The 21,225-nt window shown below is 71.9% G+C and carries 18 protein-coding genes and 2 pseudogenes; 14 read left to right on the top strand and 6 right to left on the bottom strand.

Translation table 11 applies throughout. The features are described from left to right. Positions 1-20 precede the first annotated feature (20 nt). Entirely contained in the window at positions 21-1,220 is a 1,200-nt protein-coding gene (locus ACFY1U_RS21015) for a glycosyltransferase (RefSeq protein WP_390695623.1), read from the top strand. 5 nt (positions 1,221-1,225) lie between these two features. On the opposite strand, the gene ACFY1U_RS21010 is transcribed toward ACFY1U_RS21015, so the two are convergent. Beyond that, a complete protein-coding gene (locus ACFY1U_RS21010) occupies positions 1,226-2,557 on the bottom strand; it encodes a TerD family protein (protein ID WP_390695871.1) in 1,332 nt (443 codons plus the stop codon). Positions 2,558-2,858: 301 nt separating this feature from the next. Between ACFY1U_RS21010 and ACFY1U_RS21005 the strand changes: the two genes are divergently transcribed. The 4 genes from ACFY1U_RS21005 (at position 2,859) to ACFY1U_RS20990 (ending at position 7,540) form a co-directional block, all read left to right on the top strand. Next, complete coding sequence (locus tag ACFY1U_RS21005) at positions 2,859-3,293, top strand: DUF6643 family protein (RefSeq protein WP_390695622.1); 435 nt, start codon at positions 2,859-2,861, stop codon at positions 3,291-3,293. A gap of 43 nt (positions 3,294-3,336) precedes the next feature. Then, positions 3,337-4,164, top strand: a complete 828-nt coding sequence (locus tag ACFY1U_RS21000; protein ID WP_390695621.1) for an MOSC domain-containing protein — start codon at positions 3,337-3,339, stop codon at positions 4,162-4,164. 217 nt (positions 4,165-4,381) lie between these two features. Beyond that, a complete protein-coding gene (locus tag ACFY1U_RS20995; protein WP_390695620.1) occupies positions 4,382-4,987 on the top strand; it encodes a hypothetical protein in 606 nt (201 codons plus the stop codon). 108 nt (positions 4,988-5,095) lie between these two features. Next, entirely contained in the window at positions 5,096-7,540 is a 2,445-nt protein-coding gene (locus tag ACFY1U_RS20990) for a right-handed parallel beta-helix repeat-containing protein (protein ID WP_390695619.1), read from the top strand. Here the strand turns inward: ACFY1U_RS20990 and ACFY1U_RS20985 are convergent. Then, positions 7,510-9,864 carry a hypothetical protein gene (locus ACFY1U_RS20985; protein WP_390695618.1) on the bottom strand — a complete coding sequence of 785 codons (2,355 nt, stop codon included), beginning with the start codon at positions 9,862-9,864 and terminating at the stop codon, positions 7,510-7,512. The genes ACFY1U_RS20990 and ACFY1U_RS20985 overlap by 31 nt on opposite strands. Before the next feature lie 286 nt (positions 9,865-10,150). On the opposite strand from ACFY1U_RS20985, the gene ACFY1U_RS20980 reads away from it, so the two are divergent. Both ACFY1U_RS20980 and ACFY1U_RS20975 read left to right on the top strand, forming a co-directional pair. Further along, the gene (locus ACFY1U_RS20980; RefSeq protein ID WP_351463382.1) at positions 10,151-10,969 is read left to right on the top strand and encodes a DeoR/GlpR family DNA-binding transcription regulator; all 819 of its coding nucleotides are present in this window, start codon (positions 10,151-10,153) and stop codon (positions 10,967-10,969) included. A gap of 88 nt (positions 10,970-11,057) precedes the next feature. Then, on the top strand, positions 11,058-11,534 hold the full coding sequence (locus ACFY1U_RS20975) for an SRPBCC family protein (RefSeq protein ID WP_390695617.1): 477 nt from the start codon (positions 11,058-11,060) through the stop codon (positions 11,532-11,534). Positions 11,535-11,667: 133 nt separating this feature from the next. Here ACFY1U_RS20975 and ACFY1U_RS20970 read toward each other — a convergent pair whose 3' ends face one another. Further along, positions 11,668-12,792 (bottom strand): PLP-dependent cysteine synthase family protein, encoded by a 1,125-nt coding sequence (locus tag ACFY1U_RS20970; RefSeq protein WP_390695616.1) that lies wholly within the window; start codon positions 12,790-12,792, stop codon positions 11,668-11,670. 329 nt (positions 12,793-13,121) lie between these two features. On the opposite strand from ACFY1U_RS20970, the gene ACFY1U_RS20965 reads away from it, so the two are divergent. Further along, positions 13,122-13,445 carry a hypothetical protein gene (locus ACFY1U_RS20965; protein WP_266963703.1) on the top strand — a complete coding sequence of 108 codons (324 nt, stop codon included), beginning with the start codon at positions 13,122-13,124 and terminating at the stop codon, positions 13,443-13,445. A 227-nt stretch (positions 13,446-13,672) separates the two neighbouring features. After that, positions 13,673-14,203, top strand: a complete 531-nt coding sequence (locus tag ACFY1U_RS20960; protein ID WP_390695615.1) for an ATP-binding protein — start codon at positions 13,673-13,675, stop codon at positions 14,201-14,203. A 332-nt stretch (positions 14,204-14,535) separates the two neighbouring features. Here the strand turns inward: ACFY1U_RS20960 and ACFY1U_RS20955 are convergent. From ACFY1U_RS20955 to ACFY1U_RS20945, 3 genes and pseudogenes are all read right to left on the bottom strand, one after another. Beyond that, positions 14,536-17,097, bottom strand: a pseudogene (locus tag ACFY1U_RS20955) (ABC transporter permease). Continuing rightward, positions 17,094-17,843 carry an ABC transporter ATP-binding protein gene (locus ACFY1U_RS20950; protein WP_390695614.1) on the bottom strand — a complete coding sequence of 250 codons (750 nt, stop codon included), beginning with the start codon at positions 17,841-17,843 and terminating at the stop codon, positions 17,094-17,096. The pseudogene ACFY1U_RS20955 and the gene ACFY1U_RS20950 overlap by 4 nt, the downstream one beginning before the upstream one ends. Further along, positions 17,840-18,127, bottom strand: a complete 288-nt coding sequence (locus ACFY1U_RS20945) for an SHOCT domain-containing protein (protein ID WP_390695613.1) — start codon at positions 18,125-18,127, stop codon at positions 17,840-17,842. The genes ACFY1U_RS20950 and ACFY1U_RS20945 overlap by 4 nt, the downstream gene beginning before the upstream one ends. Positions 18,128-18,314: 187 nt before the next feature. Between ACFY1U_RS20945 and ACFY1U_RS20940 the strand changes: the two genes are divergently transcribed. The 5 genes and pseudogenes from ACFY1U_RS20940 to ACFY1U_RS20920 all read left to right on the top strand — a co-directional run bounded on the left by ACFY1U_RS20940 (position 18,315) and on the right by ACFY1U_RS20920 (position 21,225). Then, a complete protein-coding gene (locus tag ACFY1U_RS20940; RefSeq protein WP_390695612.1) occupies positions 18,315-18,884 on the top strand; it encodes a TetR/AcrR family transcriptional regulator in 570 nt (189 codons plus the stop codon). A 12-nt stretch (positions 18,885-18,896) separates the two neighbouring features. Further along, positions 18,897-19,306 (top strand): annotated as a pseudogene (locus tag ACFY1U_RS20935) (cupin domain-containing protein). An 11-nt stretch (positions 19,307-19,317) separates the two neighbouring features. Then, a complete protein-coding gene (locus ACFY1U_RS20930) occupies positions 19,318-19,902 on the top strand; it encodes a DUF4865 family protein (protein ID WP_390695611.1) in 585 nt (194 codons plus the stop codon). Next, complete coding sequence (locus ACFY1U_RS20925) at positions 19,896-20,807, top strand: phosphotriesterase (RefSeq protein WP_390695610.1); 912 nt, start codon at positions 19,896-19,898, stop codon at positions 20,805-20,807. Before ACFY1U_RS20930 ends, ACFY1U_RS20925 begins: the two co-directional genes overlap by 7 nt. Before the next feature lie 22 nt (positions 20,808-20,829). Then, the gene (locus ACFY1U_RS20920; RefSeq protein WP_390695609.1) at positions 20,830-21,225 is read left to right on the top strand and encodes a tautomerase family protein; all 396 of its coding nucleotides are present in this window, start codon (positions 20,830-20,832) and stop codon (positions 21,223-21,225) included.

Below are 21,225 nucleotides of genomic sequence, written 5' to 3'. Positions count from 1 at the left end.
GGCCCTTGCGGGCAGGTCGGGTGGGGCAGACTGCGCGAGTGAGCGCCATCGTGTGGATCGCCGCCGTATCACTCGCCGCCTGGCTGTGGCTGCTGCTGTGTCAGGGCTTCTTCTGGCGGACGGATGTCAGGCTGCCGCCCCGCCGGGATCCCGACGAGTGGCCGTCGGTGTGCGTCGTCGTCCCCGCGCGTGACGAGGCCGCCGTGCTGCCCGCGAGCCTGCCGTCGCTGCTCGCCCAGGAGTATCCGGGCCGGGCGGAGATCTTCCTGGTCGACGACGGCAGCTCGGACGGCACCGGCGAGCTGGCCCGCGAACTCGCGGACAGCTGCGGCGGACTGCCCCTGACCGTCGCCTCCCCCGGTGAACCGCCCGCCGGCTGGACGGGCAAATTGTGGGCCGTGCGGCACGGCATCGACCTGGCACGCGCGCGTGGACCGGAATATCTGCTGCTCACGGACGCGGACATCGCGCACGCACCGGACAGTCTGCGCGAGCTGGTCGCCGCCGCGCGCGGCGGCGGCTTCGACGTCGTGTCGCAGATGGCCCGGCTGCGGGTGGAGAGCCTGTGGGAGCGGCTCGTGGTGCCCGCCTTCGTCTATTTCTTCGCGCAGCTGTACCCGTTCCGCCGCATCGGCAGGAAGGGGACGCGGACGGCTGCCGCCGCGGGCGGCTGCGTGCTGCTGCGCACCGAGGCCGCCGAGCGGGCGCGGGTCCCGGACGTGATCCGGCACGCCGTCATCGACGACGTGGCGCTCGCGCGCGCGGTCAAGGGCAGTGGCGGACGCATCTGGCTGGGGCTGGCCGAGCTGGTGGACAGCGTGCGGCCCTATCCGCGGCTGCACGACCTGTGGCGGATGGTGTCACGCAGCGCGTACGCGCAGTTGCGGCACAACCCCCTGCTGCTGCTCGGGACGGTCGCCGGGCTGATCCTGGTCTATCTGGTGCCGCCGGCGGCCCTGGTCGCGGGTCTGGCCACCGGGGACGGGGCAGCCGCGGTCGTCGGCGGTTCCGCGTGGCTGGTGATGACGGGGACGTACGTCCCGATGCTCCGCTATTACCGCCAGCCGCTGTGGCTGGCTCCGCTGCTGCCGTTCACCGCGTTCCTCTATCTCCTCATGACGGTCGATTCAGCGGTGCAGCACTACCGGGGACACGGCGCGGCCTGGAAGGGCCGCACCTACGCGCGCCCGGACGCCGTCGCGGACGAGCACCCTCTTTAGGGCGCTCACTTCCGGCCGGGAGTCCAGTTCATGCCCCACCCGTAGGCGTAGTCGACGGTCCGCTGGGGGCTCACCCCGCGCTCGGGCACCAGATAGCGGGCCTCGCGCTGGACGACCAGGTCGCTGCCCGTGTTGGTGATCAGGGCGAGGGCGCACACCGTCGAGGGGACCGTGCACTCGTCGAGCGAGAAGTCGATCGCGGCGCCGTGCTGCGGCTGAAGGGTGACCGTGGCGTGCAGGTCGGCGAAGGAGCGGGCACCCTCGTAGATGGTCACGAAGACCAGAATCCGCCTGAAGGACTGCTTGTGGTCCAGGTTGATCGTGAGGTTCTCGCCGCTCGCGAGGGCACCGGTGCGGTCGTCGCCGTCGAGATGGATGTACGGCGGCCGCTGCAGTGACCCGAACGCGTTGCCCAGGGCCTGGACGACGCCCTTGCTGCCGTCGGTGAGTTCGTACAGGGCGCACAGGTCGAGGTCGAGGTCCGCGTGCATGGCCACCGCCCGGCCGCGTTTGCTGCCCCATCCCGAGAACTGCTTGCGCACCTGCCAGTTGAGGTTCACACGCATCGCACCCGAAGTGCCGCCCTGTTTCGCCAGCGACACCGCGGGCGCCGCCTTGGTGAGTGTCACCTTGCTCAGGCGGACCGGCTGCGCCGGGGGCGCGGGTGGCGGGGGTGGCTGCACGGCGGCCGGGGGTGCGACCGGTGGGGGCATGTGGACCGGCGGTGCGGCGGGCGGCGGCATGGTCACCGGCGACGCGACGGGCGGCGGGGTCATCGGCGGCGCAACCGGGGGCGGGGATGCGGGAGCGGTGTGCTGCGGTTCGTCCACCGTGATCCCGAAGTCCGTCGCCAGTCCCTCGAGTCCGCTGCTGTAGCCCTGGCCGACGGCGCGGAACTTCCAGGCGCCCTGGCGGCGGTAGAACTCACCGAGTACGAAAGCGGTTTCCACGCTGGCGCCCGTGCTGTCGAAGCGGGCGACCACACCGCCCTGGGCGGCATCGCGAACCTCGATGTAGAGGTCGGGGACCTGTCCGAACGTGCCGCCGTCCGCGGAGGCGGCGAGGACGATCGTCTCGACCGAGGGCTCCACGCGCGTGAGGTCGACAAGGAGGGTGTCGACGACGCGGCCGCCGCCGTCGCGCTTGCCCTCGTGCCGGACCGCCCCGGAGGCGTGCGCGGGCTGGTTGTAGAAGACGAAGTCGCCGTCCGAGCGGACCTTGCCGCTCACGAGCAGAAGGGCCGAGGCGTCCGCGTCCGGGACACCGGGGCCGGAACGCCAGCCCAATTCCACCCGCAGTGCCGTCGTCGGCACCGGCGTATTCGATCCTTTCGGCATTGACATGTCCGCCCCCATCACGTGTCACTGCGCCAGTCCGTGGCCCCGGCGGCTCTTCCGGCTCTCTACCCGCACAACCTATTCCCCGGCACGGCGAACTCCTACGAGAAGCACAGGAAGAGCAAGTGACCAACCCGCCGGTAACCCGCCCGGAGCTTGGCCTTTACAGGACCGGTACCTGGATCGGCGCCCCTTTTTGCCAAGTTCGCTCGCATTGGGGATCCCCGGTCACTGCGAACACTCAAAACAACCCTCTTATCGGTCTCCCCAACTAGCACATCGAGGGCTTAACTTATGAGCCATGACCTCCCCCCGCTCCACCTTCGGCGGCGGCTACTACTCCGCCTTCCCGGACACCCCGATCTACGACCGGCTCGTCGCCGAGCGGGGCACCCCGCAGATCGCTCCGATCCGGGTCCCCGCCGCGTACGACGCGCCGGGCAGCTATCTGCCGGCCCTGCCGTCGGCCCTGCCCGCCCTTCCGGCGGGTCCCTCCCAGCCCTCCTACGGCTATCCGCAGGCGCAGCAGCCGGCTCCGCTGCAGCAGGCGCCCGCGGCCTACATCCCTCAGCAGGCCACGGCGGCGCGCGGCTATCCCGGCCCGCAGCCGCCGCAGCCACAACGGCCGATGGCGGCCGGCACGGGCTACGAGGCGATGCGCCCCGCGGCCGCCCGGCCCGCTCCGGCTCCGTATCAGGATCCGTACAACAACCAGCAGCAGTACCGCGGCTACTGAGCCGTCCTCCCGGGTCGTCACTGCCGCCTGGCAGGATGGCCTGATGGGGAACGCGCTGCTGCAGTCGATTCACGTCCATCCGGTGAAGGCGTTCCGGGGCCTTGTGCCCCGGGAAGCCGTCGTGGAGCCCTGGGGGCTGGCCGGAGACCGTCGCTGGGTGCTGATCGACGACGGGGGAAAGGTCGTCACACAACGTCAGCAGCCGCGCCTTGCGCTGGCCGCCGCCGAGCTCCTGCCCGGCGGCGGCGTTCGCCTGTCCGCGCCGGGCATGGACCCGCTGACCGTGCCGGTACCCCGCCCGGTCGGCACGGTCCCGGTGGAGATCTTCGGCGACAAGGTCGAGGGGGTCCCCGCCGCGGAGGCCGCCGCGCACGCCTGGTGCAGCGAGTATCTCGGCATTGGTGCGCGCCTCGTGCACATGGACGACCCGGCCACGCGCCGACCGGTCGACCCGGAGTACGGACAGCCGGGCGAGACGGTCAGCTTCGCCGACGGCTACCCGCTGCTGCTCACCACGGTCGCCTCCCTCGACGCTCTCAACTCCCTGATCGCTCAAGGTTCCCACCCGGCGGAGGGGCCGCTGCCGATGAACCGCTTCCGGCCGAACGTGGTCGTGGCCGGCACCGCGGCCTGGGCCGAGGACGACTGGTCCCGCATCGCGATCGGCGAGGTCACCTTCCGCATCGCCAAGATCTGCGGGCGCTGCGTGGTGACCACCACCGACCAGGGCAGCGCCGTGCGCGGCAAGGAACCACTGGCCACGCTGGAACGCCACCGCCGCATCGACGGCAGGCTGGCGTTCGGCCAGAACCTGGTACCCCTCTCCACCGGCACGATCCGGGCCGGGGACCCGGTGACGGTCCTCGCATAGCCCTGCGGAGCGGTGGGAGGCTGCGCGGCGGCCCGCGGAGAAAGATCCGGACAAGGACCGGTACGCGGGAACCCGCGGCAGGGGCCTGGGCGTTGAGTTTTCGTGAGAAGTTCATGAGAGGCCCCGGGAACAGGTGATTTCGATCTCTCTTTGACCGGGCCCGCGGGTGAACGGCTCCGCCGGGGGTTATCACGGAGCGGGAAGGGGGTGCGGGACAGTGCGAGCAATCGGCGGACTCTGGCGCTGGCGGCACAATCCGCTGCGGCGCACGAGCGATCTCATCGAGGCGTGGGTGGCGCTGGTGGCGCTGCTGCTGATCCTGGCCGTCGCGCCCGTGATCGGTTCCCTCGTCGGCGGCATCGCCCAGGACGCCCTGCAGCAGTCCGTCCGCGACCAGCGCACGGCCCGCCACCTGGTGACGGCCACCGTGGTGCGCAAACTGGACCGCTCCCCGCTGGACACCGACCCGGAGACCTCCGCGGCGCGGGACCTGCGCAGCCGCGTCATCGCCGACTGGACCGCGCCGGACGGCTCCCGCCGTCACGGCGCGGCCCTCGCGGAGCTCAAGTCCCCGCACCACGGCGACCACTTCAAGATATGGACGGACCTGCACGGCCAGCTGGTGGCCCGTCCACTGGACTCCACGACGGCGACGACCCACGCGGTGCTCGCCGGTTTCGGTGCCGCCATGCTCACCGCGGGTGCCGTCGAGGCCGGCCGACGGCTGATCGTCTGGCGCATGGTCCGTCGCCGGTACGCCCGTTGGGACCAGGCCTGGGACCGGGCGGGCCCGGACTGGGGCAGGACCGGCACGGGCAGCTGACGGCCTTACGGCTCTGGTCAACCCACCGCCCGCGCGCACGCTACGGTGGACCGGCCGAACGCAATCGGCATCAACCCGCGTACCACGAGGTGGGGGCACAGCAACGCCATGGCACAGGGCACGGTCCAGGTGACGCACACCGGCACATCGCGGTGGCGACGCCGCACGGGTGAGTACGCATCGCTCGCCGCCGCCCTGGAGGCCGCCGCCGACGGTGACGTCCTCACCGTCGCGCCCGGCACCTACCGGGAAAACCTCGTCGTCCAGCGGTCGGTGACGCTGCGAGGGCCCGAGGGCTCCCCCGGTTCGGTGCGGATCGCACCGGTGGACGGGGTGCCGCTGACCGTGCGTGCCTCTGCCGTGGTCCAGGACCTGCACGTCGAGGGGCAGGACGCTTCGGTGCCGGCCCTGCTGGTCGAGGAGGGCACACCGGAGTTGCTGGACGTGCGGATCATCACCCGGTCCGCGGCCGGCATAGAGGTGCGGGCGGGCGCCCGTCCGACCGTGCGGCGGTGCACCGTGGACAACCCGGCCGGCATCGGTATCGCCGTACTCGACGGCGGGGGCGGGGTGTTCGAGGAGTGCGAGGTCGTGGCCGCCGGTCAGTCGGGGGTCGCGGTCCGCGGCGGTGCGCACCCGCGCCTGGAGCGCTGCCGGATCCATCACGCCTCGGGGGCGGGGCTGTCGGCGACCGGGGAGAACTCCGCCCTGGAAGCGGTGGGTTGCGAGGTGTACGAGGTGCGGGGCAGCGGCGTCCAGGTCACCGGCCGGGCCACCGCGCACCTCACGGACTGCGATGTGCACCGCACCACCGCGGACGGGGTCACGCTCGACACGGACGCGGTGCTCACCCTGGCCGACTGCCGCATCCACGACATCCCGGAGAACGCGGTCGATCTGCGCTCGCGCTCGGTGCTCACGCTGACCCGCACGACGGTGCGTCAGTTCGGGCGCAACGGCCTGTCGGTGTGGGATCCGGGCACGCGCGTGGACGCCAACCAGTGCGAGATCTTCGACAGCACGGGCGACTACCCGGCCGTGTGGGTCAGCGACGGCGCCACCGCGGTGCTGGAGTCCTGCCGGGTGCACGACGTGCCCGACGCCCTGTTCGTCCTGGACCGCGGCTCGCGCGCGGACGTCGTCGACAGCGACCTGACCCAGGTCCGCAACACGGCCGTGTCGGTGAGCGACGGCGCCACCGCGCAGCTCGACGACTGCCGCATCCGGGACGCCGCGACCGGCGCCTGGTTCCGCGACCACGGCAGCGGCGGAACCCTGAGCAACTGCACCATCGACGCCACCCAGACCGGCGTGATCGTCACCAAGGGCGCGGACCCGACCATCGAGCGCTGCACGGTGGACTCCCCCGCCGAGGCGGGCTTCTACGTGTCGGCGGGCGGCCGCGGCAGCTTCGTGGGCTGCCGGGTGACCGGCAGCGGCGGCTACGGCTTCCATGTGATCGACGGCAGCCGTACGACGCTGCGCAAGTGCCGCACCGAGCGGTGCGCACGCGGTGGGTACGAGTTCGCGGAGGGCGGCGACGCGGCCCCCGGTTCCGGCCCGGTCGTCGAGGACTGCACCAGCGACGAGAGCGCGGGCCTGAGGCCTCCCGCGGCCCGGGAGGCCGCCGTACAGCAGGCCGCTCAGTCGCCCGGACTGCTGGGCGCGATCCCCGGGCAGCGCAGCACCGAGCAGGAGCCCCTGCTCGCCGCCGCGCAGCCCCCGCAGCCCGAGCAGCCGGCACGGACGTCGAAGGCCGTGCTGGGCGAACTGGACGCGCTGGTGGGCCTGGAGAGCGTCAAGCGCGAGGTGCGGGCGCTGACCGACATGATCGAGGTGGGCCGGCGCCGGCAGCAGGCGGGCCTCAAGGCGGCCTCGGTCAAGCGGCACCTGGTCTTCACCGGCTCCCCCGGCACCGGCAAGACGACCGTGGCCCGGCTCTACGGCGAGATCCTCGCCTCGCTCGGCGTGCTGGAGAAGGGGCATCTCGTCGAGGTGTCGCGGGTCGACCTGGTCGGCGAGCACATCGGCTCGACGGCGATCCGCACCCAGGAGGCCTTCGACCGGGCGCGTGGCGGTGTGCTGTTCATCGACGAGGCGTACGCGCTGTCGCCGGAGGACTCGGGCCGGGACTTCGGCAAGGAGGCCATCGACACACTGGTGAAGCTGATGGAGGACCACCGGGACGCGGTCGTGGTGATCGTCGCGGGCTACACGGCCGAGATGGAGCGGTTCCTTTCGGTCAACCCCGGTGTGGCCTCCCGATTCTCACGGACCATCACCTTCAGCGACTACGAGCCCGACGAACTGCTCAGGATCGTCGAGCAGCAGGCCGACGAGCACGAGTACCGGCTGGCGCCGGGCACCGCGGAGGCGCTGCTGAAGTACTTCACGGCGCTCCCGAAGGGCCCGGCCTTCGGCAACGGCCGGACGGCACGCCAGACCTTCGAGGCGATGGTGGAGCGGCATGCGGGCCGGGTCGCCCAGGTCGACGAGCCGAGCACGGACGATCTGACCCTGCTCTACGCCGAGGATCTGCCCGAGTCCCCCTGAGGTACCTGCTCGGGGCGTGGACCGGGTAGCTCCGAGCGCAGGCGGGCCAGCAGCCGTTCCCGCTCCTCGGCGAAGGCCGGGTCGGCCTGGTAGTCGCCGTGGCCGAGGATCGGGGCGGGCAGCGGGTGCTGTGCGGTGCGGCCGTAGGCGAGGGGGTCCTTCAGGGGTGCGCGGTCCACCTCGGGGCCGCAGTCGCCGGACAGCCGGACCGGGCCGCCGATGGGGTCGGTGAGCCGGTACAGGTTGCGCCAGCAGTCGACGTCGTGGTGCAGCGAGCTGAGGGCGGCGGCGCCGAAGTGGGCCGGGAACCAGCGGCCGTAGAGGCGCTCGAGCGGGGAGCCGTAGGTCAGCAGGGCGACCCGTCTGCGGACGGACGGCTTCAGCTGCCAGGCCGCGGCGGCCGCGAGCACGCTGCCCTGGGAGTGCCCGGACAGGACGAGTCGCCCGCCCGTGGCGCGCGTCCAGGTGGCCATCCGCCAGGTCAGGTCGGGCACCGCGCGCTCCGCGTAGCAGGGCGGGGCGAAGGGGTGGGCGGCGCGCGGCCAGAAGGTGCCGACGTCCCACAGGATGCCGATGGTGCGCCGGGCGGAGGCGTCCTTGTAGGCGCGCCTGCCCCAGGTGACGAAGAGTATGAAGCCCAGGCCGATCAGCCAGGAGCCCAGTGCCTGGGCGGTCTGTGCGGCGCCGTGCACAAAGGCGAAGGCGTGCTGTGCGGCCTCGCCGGGCACCTTTTCGGTGATCTTCGCGCCGAGGAGGGCTCCGGCGCCCAGCAGCAGGGTGGTGGCGGAGGTGACGGCGACGACGAGGGGGCCGCGGTCGGTGAGTGCGGCCAGCGCGCGGGTGGTGGCGATGCGTCGGGTGCGTGCCGTGTCCTTGGGTTCGCCGGGGTAGTCGAACTCGACGGTGCCCAGTTCGGTGCGGCGCAGCAACCAGGCCCGCCGGCCGAGCCCGGCGCAGAAGACGAGCAGGACGAGGAGCAGTACGGGGATCACGGACGCCTGCCAGGTCAAGAGGACCGGCGGGCCGTCGATGGAGGTCCCGGTCCCGTCCAGCCAGTCGGACACCCGCTGGGAGACGCCACCGGACATCACCCCTCCCAGGGCGCAGGCCAGCATGGCGACGGCGGGTCCGCCCTGGCCGCGCAGCACGGTGCGGGCATCGGGGTGGCTGCGGTACAGCAGGTGGGCGACCACCGCGAGGGCGATCACCAGTAAGCCCTGGACCAGGGCGAGGGCGCCGAAGGTGGTGCCGCCGCCGGGCAGCAGACCGGCCGAGCGCCAGCCCGGGCGCTCCCAGCCGGCGTACACCGCACAAAGCAGCAGCAGGAGGAGGGCGGTCAGCGGCAGGCGTCGTACGAGGTGCTCGTCCATTTCCTGGTCGAGGCGGTTCTCGCTGCGTCCCCGGCGGCAGACCACCCACACCACGACGGCGGCGGTGGCGACGAGTGCGATCTCCAGGAGCCGGCCCGCGGTGTCGAGTGCCGCGGGGCCGCCTGGCCTGCGGTCGAAGCGGGCCGCGGAGGACACGACCGCCGCGGCGACCGTCAGCAGGCCCGCCGCGGTGTGCGCGGCGCGCAGCCGGGCGACCAGCCGGCGGCCGTACCAGAAGCCGGGCCGGCCCAGGGCGGTGCGGCCGGTGTCCTCGTCGGGTTCGGGCCGGCGGTCGATGGGCTGCTGGGACTCGTATGCGCTCCAGGTGCGGTGGGAGAGGTACCAGAGCAGGGCGGTGAGCGCGGCAGGGGCCAGGGCCGCGAGGGCGAGCCGCCGGCCGGGCCTGCTCCACCAGCCGTTCTGCGATACCTCGGGCGACAGGAAGCCCAGCCAGGAGTGCCGCTCGGCGCACGCGCGCGTGCCCGCGCACTGCCAGGCCGCCAGGTCCAGGGCGACCTCGCAGGCGGCCGCGACCAGCAGCACCGTCAGCGTCAGGCCCGCCAGCCGTACGAGCAGCCCGTACAGGCGGACCGTCCGCCGGTGGCCGCGCGCGGTGGGCCGCATCCAGTGGGCGAGGTTGACCACCATGAACGGCAGGAGCAGCAGCCACAGGGCCCGCGCGCTGTTGCCGGAGGTGAGATTGCACCAGACGTAGGCCTCCGGAACCGGTCTGCCCCGGTAGTCCTCCGGCCGGCTCTCCGCGTCGACGTCCTCGGCGCGCCGGAAGACGGCCGCCGTGTCGTCGCCGGTGATCCGCACCGTGCGCGGATCATTGAGCATCTCCTGGGGCGTGGTGCCGCCCACGCCGTGGACCAGGAGCTCCAGGGCGGTTGCGGATCTCTCGGGTCCCGGGACGGGACCGCTGGTCGGGACACGTTCCTGTGCATGTTCCACTGTTCGCACTTCCCCCGTGACGCGCCGTCTTCTTGTCACCGTGCGGGCACAAGGATCTCCGCTCGGGCGGGGGCGTACACCCGTGAACACGGAATCTCCCCGATCCGGGTGATCTGCGGGAAACAGAAGGGGCATTGGTGACATGCGCGCGTCGGGCAGATGGCGTCATGGGTGCCCACCCGTGCAAGGATGGGACGTCCGCGCACCGGGGCAGGGGAGAATGTCCTTGTCGGAGCAGGTGCGCAGGGCGTGTCGGACGGCTTGAGGCGAAAGGACCGGAGCGTACGTGAGCGAGAATCAGAACCTCCTCGCGGAGCAGCGGCGCGCCCTGATCCTGGACGAGGTCCGGCGCCGGGGCGGGGTCCGCGTGAACGAGCTGACCCGCAAGCTCGGCGTGTCGGACATGACGGTGCGCCGCGACCTGGACGCGCTGTCCCGCCAGGGCGTGCTGGAGAAGGTGCACGGCGGCGCGGTGCCGGTCGTGGAGGCGAGCACGCACGAGCCGGGCTTCGAGGCCAAGTCGGGCCTGGAGCTGACGGCCAAGGAGGACATCGCGCGCTCGGCGGCCCAGCTGGTGGCGCCGGGTACCGCGATCGCCCTGTCGGGCGGTACGACGACGTATGCGCTCGCCCACCATCTGCTGGACGTGCCGGATCTGACCGTCGTGACGAACTCGGTGCGGGTGGCCGACGTCTTCCATGCGGCGCAGCGCACGTCGGGCCCCCGGCAGGGTGCGGCCACGGTGGTGCTGACCGGCGGGGTGCGCACGCCCTCCGACTCGCTGGTGGGACCGGTGGCCGACCAGGCGATCGCGGCGCTCCACTTCGACGTGCTGTTCCTCGGTGTGCACGGCATATCGGTCGAGGCCGGTCTGTCGACGCCGAACCTCGCGGAGGCCGAGACCAACCGGCGCCTGGTGCAGTCGGCGCGGCGGGTCGTGGTGGTCGCCGACCACACCAAGTGGGGCGTGGTGGGCCTGAGTTCGTTCGCGGCGCTGGAGCAGGTCGACACGCTGGTGACGGACGCGGGCCTGGCGGGCGACGCGCGCGAGGAGATCTCCGAGCATCTGCGCCGGCTGGTCGTGGTGGGCGAGCCGGAGAGCTGACCACGCAGGGCGCTGCTGACATCTGACAGGTCGTCAGCTATCGTGACGTCGCCCCGGTCACCCTTCTCCGCCAAGGGGGTTCGCGTTCATGGCACACCGTCTGCGTCCCGTCGGGCTCGACTTCGTCGACACCGCACCCGTGCGTCTGGTCTTCGCCCAGGAGATCTCCGCGACCCCCGAGGCGGTGTTCCACGCCCTCAACGACGATGTGCCGGGGTGGGCGGAGTGGTTCGCGGCCGTGACACACGCGCGGCCCCTCGACGACGGTGCCGGGCGCGACATACGGCTCAAGGGCGGCGGGCGCTTCCAGGAGACGGTCATCGCGGCGAAAGAAGCGGAGGTGTACGCCTACCGGGTCGACGTCACCAACGCACCCGGCGCCCGCGCCCTCGCCGAGGAGTGGCGGCTGGTACCGGCCGGGACGGGCACACGCGTCCGGTGGACCTTCGCCGCGGACGGCACGGCCCCGTTCAGGTTCGCGGTGAAGGCGGCACGGGCGGGGCTCGGGCGGGCATTCCGGGACGCGGTGAGGTCGCTGGACCGCCGGCTCGCGCGCGAGGGCTGAGCAGTTCTGAGCTACCTGCGGTTCGGGAGCGCCCCACAGGGGCACGGGGCCGTGTCGATTCACGGCCCCGCCGCGCGGGCGTGACCAACCACGACGAAGCCGCAGACAAGGGATGGCGCTCCCCAAGCAGCACTCAGCAGGGCCAGACGCCGGTCTCCAACAACGCATCGATCGCCGCCGAGTACGGCTCGATGTCCAGCCCCTGCTCGGAGAGCCACGCATCCGAGTAGTACTTGTCCAGGTACCGGTCCCCCGGATCACACAGCAGCGTCACCACGCTCCCCTGCCGCCCCTCGGCCACCATCTCAGCGACGATCTTCAGCGCGCTCCACAACCCGGTGCCCGTCGAGCCGCCCGCCTTGCGGCCGATGGCCCGCTCCAGCGCCCGTACGGCGGCGACACTGGCCGCGTCGGGCACCTTCATCATCCGGTCGATGGCGCCAGGCACGAAGCTCGGCTCCATCCGCGGCCGGCCGATGCCCTCGATACGTGATCCGCAGTCGCTGGTGACGTCCGGATCGCCGGTGGTCCAGCCCTCGAAGAAACAGGAGTTCTCCGGATCGGCCACGCAGATGCGGGTGTCTCGCTGGGTGTAGTGGACATAGCGCGCGAGGGTCGCCGAGGTGCCGCCGGTACCCGCCGTCGCCACGATCCACGCGGGCTCCGGGAACCGCTCCAACTCCAGCTGGCGGAAGATGGATTCGGCGATGTTGTTGTTGCCGCGCCAGTCCGTGGCCCGTTCGGCGTAGGTGAACTGGTCCATGTAGTGGCCGCCGGTCTCCACCGCGAGGCCCGCCGACTCCTCGTACATTTTGCGCGAGTCGTCCACGAAGTGGCACTGCCCGCCATGGAATTCGATGAGGCGGCACTTCTCCGCGCTCGTCGTGCGCGGCATGACCGCGATGAAGGGCACGCCGATCAGCTTCGCGAAGTACGCCTCGGAGACGGCCGTCGAGCCGCTGGACGCCTCGATCACCGGACGGCCCGGCCGGATCCAGCCGTTGCACAGTCCATAGAGGAAGAGCGAGCGGGCGAGCCGGTGCTTGAGGCTGCCGGTCGGGTGGGTCGACTCGTCCTTCAGGTACAGGTCGATCCCCCACTTCTCGGGCAGCGGGAAGCGGAGCAGATGCGTGTCGGCCGAGCGGTTGGCGTCGGCCTGGACCTTGCGGACGGCTTCTTTCAGCCAGTCGCGGTAGGCGGCGTCGCTGTGGTCGACATCGAGGGTCTTGCCGGTCCGGGTCTGCTGGGGGGTGCTCACGACGGGTGCTCCTTAGGCTGTGCGCCGACGGCGCGTCGCGCGGCCGACGCACCGATCATAAACACCTTCAGCACGCTTCTCACCTGCATAAACGCACCTTTGAGCACCCCAAAGAACACCCTGGAGCCGGGGGCGGGCGAAGGTGGGGGCGCATTCGCGCGAGTGCTCCGGGCGCTCGCTCCGAGCGTGTCGTGCGTACTGGTGCTGTACGTCGGGTGCGGGCAGACTGCACCGAACAGGGGCGCACACTGGATCACGACACGAGCTGGATCACGACCCACGCAGGAGGACGGTCCAGCGCACCGGACGGCCACAAGGGGGCGGGCGGCATGGCGGAGCCGGAGTTCACGGCGACGGGCGTGCGGATCGGCAAACGGCTGCGTTCGCTCACCCGGGCCGGGCAGGTCCGGATCAGCGACGGCAGACTCGCGCTGCTCACCAGTTACGGCACCGAGATCGACAGCGCGCCGGTGCAGGCGGTGCGTGCCTCCAAGCCCTGGTTCGCCGCCGAGGACCGGGCGCTCGCGGACCTCAACGGCAAGCGGTACCTGCTGACCCTGGGCGATCACGACCCGGCGCCGGGCGAGCCGGGGCCTCCCGCGGCACGCCGCTTCATCGAGGCCGTACGCAAAGCGGCGGGGCGCGGCGGCTGACGGAACCCACGGGACGGTGGCGGGCTCGCCCCCGGTCGGTTGGCATCGATCGCGAGTTGCGGTCCCGCGCCCCCTGGGTCACGCTGTTCTCACGTCACTCTGGGTTTACCGGCGATAACGCTGCGAACCAGCCCGCCGGGCACGACGGCAGGTGGCCAGGCCCTCAGGCACCTGCTGGATCCGTACTCCGTGTTCTTCCGGACCTCTTAAGTCGGGGAGTCGCAGCCGTGATCAGTCACCCAAGCAGGCACTGCACGGTAGAGCTGCAAGCCCTGCCGTCGCGGATCGGCCAGGTCCGCAGAATCGTCTCTGCGCAGTTGCGCTACTGGCATCTGGACGCCCTCATCGACCGGGCCGCGCTCGGTGTGACGGAGCTGTTGACCAACGTCCACCTGCACGCCCAGCCCGACAAGCTGTGCACCGTGGAGATAGAGCTCGTGCTGGACCGGCTCATGGTCTCCGTGCACGACCACGACCCCCGCCTGCCCGAGGTCCGGGACGTCGAAGCCTCCGCCACCACCGGACGCGGGCTGGCCATGGTGGCCGCGGTGAGCGAGAGCTGGGGCGCGCGCCCGGACGGCGACTCGGGCAAGGTCGTCTGGTTCGCGCTGCCCACCACGCCCGCTCCGGTCACGGCGCCGGCCCGCCCTCCACGCCGTACGGCCGACACGCCGGCCCGCCGGCTCGTGGAACTCGAGCACGCGGCCGACAGCCACAGGTCCACGCACGCTCCCGCCCGGTCCGCCGTTCCCGGCTGACCGGGCGGTGATTTTGAGTCGCCCTCTTTTTCTGGGTCGGTCGCCTCCGGGGCGCCTCAGTCGGTGTCGAGAGGCCGATCGTGCTCAGCGCTTCGCGCCACCCCTCTTTTGGGTCGGTCGCCTCCGGGGCGCCTCAGTCGGTGTCGAGACGGCGATCGTGCTCAGCGCTTCGCGCCTCCGCGCGTTCGCCGTCTCGACACCGACGCGCCCCTGCGGCTCCCTCCCGGCCGGTGTCCGGCGGTGCAGTGGGCGTTGGAGGGCCTGTACCGGTGGGCGGTCGGCCGTTGGGTGCCGTTTTGCGCGGCCGCGACCGTATTGCTGCCGAGCGTCGGTCACTCGGTGGCGATGGCCCGCAGTACATCCAGGCGTGCCGCCCGTCGGGCCCGGCGCAGGCCTGCGAGGGCGCCGGCGGTGAGGCCCACCAGGGCCACGATCGCGAGCTGCGTGGGCGGGATCGCGAAGGCGAAGGTGCTGTCGCCGGCGCCGTCCGAGGCCTTGACCAGTACCCAGCCCAGGAAGGTGCCCAGGCCGAGGCCGCCGGCTGTGCCGAAGGCGGCGACGAGGACCGACTCCCAGCGGACCATGGCCCGCAGTTGGGGACGGGTCTGGCCGACTGCCCTGAGCAGGCCCAGTTCGCGGGTGCGTTCATGGATCGCCAGGGTGAGGGTGTTGGCGATGCCGAGCAGCGCGATGAGGACCGCGAGGGCGAGCAGGGCGTAGACGAGGGTCAGCATCATGTCGATGCCGCCGGCCGAGGACTGCGCGTACTCGCTGCGGGTCTGGACCTCGGGGTTGCCGTACCGGTCGGCGACCCTCTGCACGGCGGCCTTCCCCGTGTCCGTGCTCACGCCGTCCTTGAAGGAGACGGCGACCAGGGTGTCGGAGTCCTGGGTGCGGTGCGGGGCTCAGGCGGCGCGGGTGATGACGTAGTCGCCGGCGAGTTCCGACTGACCGTAGACCGCTCGGACGGTGAAGGTCTGCTTTTTGCCGTCGGTGAAGGTGAGTTGGGCCCTGTCCCCGGTGGACAGGTGTTGCTTGTCGGCTTCTGCCCTGGTGAGGGCTATGCCGTCGGTGCCGAGGGCGCGGAGTGAGCCGTCGACCTTGCCGAGGTCGAAGGTGCGCTCCAGGGCGAGGGGGTCGGTGACGGTCAGCGCACGCCCCTTGCCGTCGACTTTCGCCACTCCGCGGCCAAGGCCCACGGCCGTGTCGACCTCGGGGAGTTGTTGTATCGCGTCGGCGAGCCGGGGGCTCAGGCCGCTGCCGCCCGCGCCGAAGGACGGTGTGCTGACGGCGACGTCGCCGGCGAAGGAGCGGGACACGGTCTGGTCCATGGTGGCCTTCAGCGAGGCGCCGAAGACGGTGAAGAGGGACACGACGGCCACGCCGATCATCAGGGCGCTCGCGGTGGCGGCCGTCCGCTTGGGGCTGCGCAGGGCGTTGCGGCGGGCGAGGCCACCGGTGACGCCGCGGAGCTTGTCGAGCGGGCTGCCGAGGATGCGTACAACCGTGGTCGAGGCGACGGGGCCGAGGACCACGAACGCCGCCAGGGCCAGTACGGCGCCGAGTCCGGCCATCCAGAGGGACGGTGAGACAAGTACTCCGCCGAGCGTGGTGGCTACGGCGAGGGTGGCGAGGCCCATGCCGGTGACGGCGCGGGTGCGGGAGGCGCCGGAGGTGTCGACGGCCGTCTCGCGCAGGGCGGCCAGCGGGGCGGTGCGGCCGGCGCGTGCGGCGGGCAGCAGCGCGGAGCCCAGGCAGACCACGATGCCGACCGCGAGCGGAAGCGTCATGGACAGGGCGCTGATGACCAGGTTGCCGTCGGGGAAGGGGAATCCGATCGCCGGGAACAGGGCCTGCAGTCCGGCGGCGATGCCGATGCCGCCCGCGAGGCCCGCCGCCGAGGCGGTCACGGCGACGGCCGTGGCCTCGGTCAGGGTCGTGGCGGTCACCTGGCGGCGAGAGGCGCCGAGGGCGCGCAACAGGGCGTTCTCGCGGGTGCGTTGGGCGACGACGATCGCGAAGGTGTTGTGGATGGAGAAGGTCGCGACGAGGAGGGCGATGCCGGAGAAGACGAGCAGGAAGGTGGTGAAGATGGTCAGAAACTGGCTGGAGATCATGTCGGTGTTCTCCTGAGCCGAGGCCTGACCGGTGATGGCCTCAACTCCCTTGGGCAGTACGGGGGTCAGGCGGTCGACGAGTTCCTTCTCGCTGACGCCTGGGCCCGCCCGCACCTTGATGCTCGCCGCCTCGCCGGGGCGGGCGGTGAGGTATTTCTCGGCGTCGGCTCGGGTCATGCCGGTGAAGGTCACCTGCGCCATGCCGTCCTCGCCGCCGAAGGTCGCGAGGCCGACGATGGTCACCTTGACCGGGTCGGGGGTTCGGAGGGTGGTGGTGTCGCCGATCTTCAGGCTGCCCTTCTTCGCGGCGCCGCGGTTGACGACGACCTCGCCGGACTTCTGCGGCGCGCGGCCCTCGGCCAGCTGGTAGGGGTTGAGCTCGGCGTCGGGGATCCAGTTGCCGGCGAGGGTGGGCGGGCCCTTGCCGCCGATGGGCTTGCCGTTCTTGCCGACGAGCTGGCCGGCGCCCTCGATGTCGGGTGCGGCGGCCGCGACCCCGGGTACCTGTTCGAGGGTGTTCACCAGGGCCGTGTCGACCGGCTGCCGCACGCCCTGGCTCTCGCCCGGCGTGGTGATGGCGTCGGCGCTGCGGACGACGGCGTCCGTGCCGCTGGTGGCCTTGCCGAACATCGAGTCGAAGCCGGCGCGCAGCGTGTCGCCCATGACGAGGGTGCCGGCCAGGAAGGCGACGCCGAGGAACACGGCGAGAAAGGTGCCGGCGAAGCGCCGCTTGTGGGCGCGCAGGGAGGACACGCTCAGGCGTACGGCGGCGTTCATGAGGGCACCTCAAAGGCTTTCATGCGGTCCAGGACCCCGTCGGCGGTCGGGGATTCCATGCGGTCGACCAGGCGTCCGTCGGCGAGGAAGACGACCTCGTCGGCGTGGGCGGCGGCGACCGGGTCGTGGGTGACCATGACGACGGTGCGGGAGGTCTGGCGCACGGCGCGGCCGAGCAGGCCGAGGACTTCCTCGCCGGAGCGGGAGTCGAGGTTGCCGGTGGGTTCGTCGGCGAAGACGACGTCGGGCTGCCCGGCGAACGCCCGTGCCACGGCGACGCGTTGCTGCTGGCCGCCGGAGAGTTCGGAGGGCCGGTGGTGGAGGCGGTCGCGCAGGCCGACGACGTCGATCAGCGCCTCGATCCACTCCGGGTCGCCCTTGCCGCCGGCGAGGTCCAGCGGCAGCGTGATGTTCTCCGCGACGCTCAGCGTGGGCACCAGGTTGAACGCCTGGAAGACGAAGCCGACGCGGTCGCGGCGCAGCAGGGTCAGACGGCGGTCGTCGAGGCCGCCGAGGTCGGTGTCACCGATGTACGCGGTGCCCGAGCTGAGCGTGTCGAGGCCGGCAGCGCAGTGCATCAGGGTGGACTTTCCTGAGCCCGAGGGCCCCATGATCGCGGTGAAGCGGCCGGCCGGGAAGTCGACGCTCACCCCGTCCAGGGCCCTCACCTCGGTGTCGCCGCGGCCGTACACCTTCACGGCGTCGACGACCCGGGCGGCCGCACGGAGGGCGGTCGTGGTGGTCACGCCGCACCGCCCTTGGTGCGGCCGAACTGCTCGTCGAGCACGGACAGCCGGCGCCAGTACTCGTCCTCGTCGATCTCTCCGGAGGCGAAGCGGCGGCCGAGCACGGCAAGGGGTGAGTCGCCGGAGGGGCGAGTGTCCCCCATGGCCCGCCACGGGCCGCCGCGGCCGCGCCACACGGTGCGGCGCAGGACGGTCACGACGCCGATCACGACGGCCGCCCAGATCAGCGGGAGGAAGAGGATCCACGGGCCGGGGCCGCCGTGCCAGTCTGCGAGGGTCTGCATCTCGGGTCATCTCCTGAACGGTCTGTGGTGCGTCTTGTGGTGATGGCTCGAGGCTCCCGCCGGGGAGGGGTCCGGGTCGTCGTACGGCCAGCGGCAGTGCGCGTACCTCCCGGGGAGTACACGGAGTGGGGTCCGCTGCTCCCCAATGGGCTCGACTTTTGTAACTACTAGTATGTACAGTCCGTTCATGAGCACCTCGGAGAGCACCTCGGAACGGCTGATCGAGTCCACCCGTGAGCTGCTGTGGGAGCGCGGTTACGTGGGCACCAGCCCCAAGGCGATCCTGGAGCGCTCGGGCGCCGGACAGGGCAGCATGTACCACCACTTCAAGGGGAAGCCGGATCTCGCACTGGCGGCGATCCGGCGGACGGCCGAGGAGTTGCGGGCTACCGCCGAGGGAGTACTGGGCGGGCCGGGAACGCCGTACGAGCGCATCGAGGCCTATCTGCGGCGGGAGCGTGACGTGCTGCGCGGCTGCCCCGTCGGGCGGCTGACGATGGACCCGGACGTGAACGCCAGCGACGAACTGCGCGCGCCGGTCGACGACACGCTCGACGCGATCCGCGAGCTGATCGCCGGGATCGTCGAAGAGGGCAAGGAGCAGGGGCAGTTCGCGCCCTCGCTGGACGGCGAGGAGATCGCCGCGACCGTCCTCGCGACCGTCCAGGGCGGTTATGTCCTCGCGCGTGCCTCCGGCTCCCCCGCCGCCTTCGACGCCGGCGTCCGAGGGCTGCTCTCCCTTCTGGCCCCGCGTTAGGAGTTCAGGTCCGTGCACATCACGAAGAAGCGCCCCGACACCCGGCAGGGCCCGGCGGAGAACTTCACCGGCTCGGTATGGCTGACGAGATAGCCGCCCCCGCGGCCCCCTCCCGGCTGCGCATGTTCAACGTCCACTTCGCGCCCGGCGCCCACACGGCCTGGCACCGCCATCCGCACGGCCAGGTGCTGCACGTCCTGGAGGGTGAGGGGCTCGTGCAGCGCAAGGGCGGCGCGCCGGAGGCGATCCGCGCGGGCGACACCGTGTGGATCGAGCCGGACGAATGGCACTGGCACGGCGCCGGGCCGCGCACCTTCCTGACGCATCTCGCGGTCGTCGAGGCCGCCGAGGACGGCACCACCACGGAGTGGGACGCGCACGTGGGCCCCGGGGACTACCCCGCGAACGGCTCTTCTGCCTGAGGAGGCATCCGATGCACGCCATGCAGTACGAGTTGACGCTGCCCGCCGACTACGACACGGGCATCATCCGCGGCCGTGTCGCCCGCATCGGGCATCTGCTGGACGACTGGGAGGGCCTCGGCTTCAAGACGTATCTCCTGCGGGAGCGCGGGGTGAACGGCTCGCCGGTCAACCAGTACGCGCCGTTCTACCTGTGGAACACCATGGAGGGCATGAACACCTTCCTGTGGGGCGGCGCCTTCCAGGGGCTCAGCAACGACTTCGGGCGACCCGCCGTCCGGCAGTGGACGGGCCTGGCGTACGAGGAGGGCGGCACCCCCGGCTCACCGGCGCGGTTCGCGGTGCGGCGGCGTCAACCGGTGGCCGAGGGTGTGGTGCTGGCCGACGTCATGGCGGACGCCGCGCAGGAGACCGCGCGGCTGGCCGGCGAGGACGGCGCCGTGCTCGCGGCGGCGGCCGTGGACTCCAGCCGCTGGGAGCTGGTCCACTTCTCGCTGTGGGAGCACGACACGCCGAAGGCCGACGGCGATGTGTTCGAGGTGCTGCACATGTCGGCGCCGGGGCGTGAGAAGTTGCCGCGCGGGCGGCAGTGGTGAGCAGTGTCCGTACGGTGCTGGGGGACGTACGGCCCGAGGACCTGGGCGTGTGCGACGCGCACGACCATCTCTTCCTCCGCAGCCCGCAACTGCCCGGCCAGGAGCTGAACGACGCCACCGCCGCGCGGGCCGAGCTGGAGGCGTTCCGTGCGGCGGGCGGGGCGAGCGTCGTCCAATGGACCCCGCTCGGGATGGGGCGGCGGGCCGCTGACCTGCCGCTCCTCTCCCGGGCGGCCGGTGTGCACGTGGTCTGCGCGACCGGACTGCACCAAGCCGCCCACTACGCACCGGAGTTGCTCGACGAGCTGCGCGGCAGGCTCGCTGACGTGTTCGTCTCCGAACTCACCGAAGGCATCGGCACGTCGGGCGTCCGCGCCGGCCTCGTCAAGGTGGCGGGCGGCTTCCACGGCCTCGACGCGCACACCCGCTGGACCATGACCGCGGCGGCCGAGGCCCACCACGCCACGGGGGCGCCGATCGCCGTCCACCTGGAGATGGGCACGGGCGCGCTCGACGTACTGGACCTGCTGTGCGGCGAGTTGGGCGTCCCGCCGGGGCGCGTGATACTCGGCCACCTCAACCGCTCCCCCGACCTCGTGGTCCAGCGGCAGGCCGCGGAGGCGGGCTGCTGGCTGGCCTTCGACGGCCCGTCTCGCGCCCACCACGCCACCGACTGGCGCATGCCGGACGCGGTACGGGCCCTCGCCGAGGCAGGGTTCGGGCACCGGCTGCTGCTCGGCGGGGACACGGTCGTGGCCGGGGCACGGTCGGTCGACGGCGGACCTGGGATGCCGTATCTGCTGCGCAGGGTCCGGCCACGTCTCGCGCGGGAGCTGGGTGAGGAACTGATGAACCGCGTCCTCACGGAGAACCCCGGCCGGGCGTTCGCCGTCGAGTGGCGCTGAGCGGAAAGGAGGACCACCACCGATGCCCCTGGTCCGTATCGACGCACTGGGTGCCGATCCGGCACGCCTCGACGCGCTCGGCCGAGCCGTGCACGAGGCTCTGGTGGAGACGCTCGGCATCCCCGCCGACGACCACTTCCAGATCCTGGTCGGACACGACGGCACCAACGGCACGCTGCGGTACGGCGGTTATCTCGGTGTGCAACGCGACCACGGCATCGTCTATGTGGCGATCACCATGCGCTCCGGCCGCACGGCTGCCCAGAAACAGGCGTTGTACCGGCGGATCGCCGAACTCGCCCAGGCCCACGCGGGGACCGAGCCGCGGAACGTCTTCGTCACCGTGACCGAGAACGAGTCGGCCGACTGGTCGCTCGGTCACGGGGCGGCGCAGTACCTCGATGCGGCCGGTTCCTGA

It is taken from the genome of Streptomyces sp. NPDC001351, from assembly GCF_042896045.1.
Lineage (GTDB): Bacteria > Actinomycetota > Actinomycetes > Streptomycetales > Streptomycetaceae > Streptomyces.
Note: the sequence above shows the minus strand (reverse complement) of the source record. Positions and strands in the feature narration are given on the sequence as shown.

Coding starts and splice junctions, on each gene's coding strand:
- ACFY1U_RS20930 (WP_390695611.1), top strand. CDS start 19,318: ATGCACGCCATGCAGTACGAGTTGACGCTGCCCGCCGACTACGACACG.
- ACFY1U_RS21010 (WP_390695871.1), bottom strand. CDS start 2,557: ATGCCGAAAGGATCGAATACGCCGGTGCCGACGACGGCACTGCGGGTG.
- ACFY1U_RS20975 (WP_390695617.1), top strand. CDS start 11,058: ATGGCACACCGTCTGCGTCCCGTCGGGCTCGACTTCGTCGACACCGCA.
- ACFY1U_RS21000 (WP_390695621.1), top strand. CDS start 3,337: ATGGGGAACGCGCTGCTGCAGTCGATTCACGTCCATCCGGTGAAGGCG.
- ACFY1U_RS20990 (WP_390695619.1), top strand. CDS start 5,096: ATGGCACAGGGCACGGTCCAGGTGACGCACACCGGCACATCGCGGTGG.
- ACFY1U_RS20945 (WP_390695613.1), bottom strand. CDS start 18,127: ATGCAGACCCTCGCAGACTGGCACGGCGGCCCCGGCCCGTGGATCCTC.
- ACFY1U_RS20920 (WP_390695609.1), top strand. CDS start 20,830: ATGCCCCTGGTCCGTATCGACGCACTGGGTGCCGATCCGGCACGCCTC.
- ACFY1U_RS21005 (WP_390695622.1), top strand. CDS start 2,859: ATGACCTCCCCCCGCTCCACCTTCGGCGGCGGCTACTACTCCGCCTTC.
- ACFY1U_RS20940 (WP_390695612.1), top strand. CDS start 18,315: ATGAGCACCTCGGAGAGCACCTCGGAACGGCTGATCGAGTCCACCCGT.
- ACFY1U_RS20965 (WP_266963703.1), top strand. CDS start 13,122: ATGGCGGAGCCGGAGTTCACGGCGACGGGCGTGCGGATCGGCAAACGG.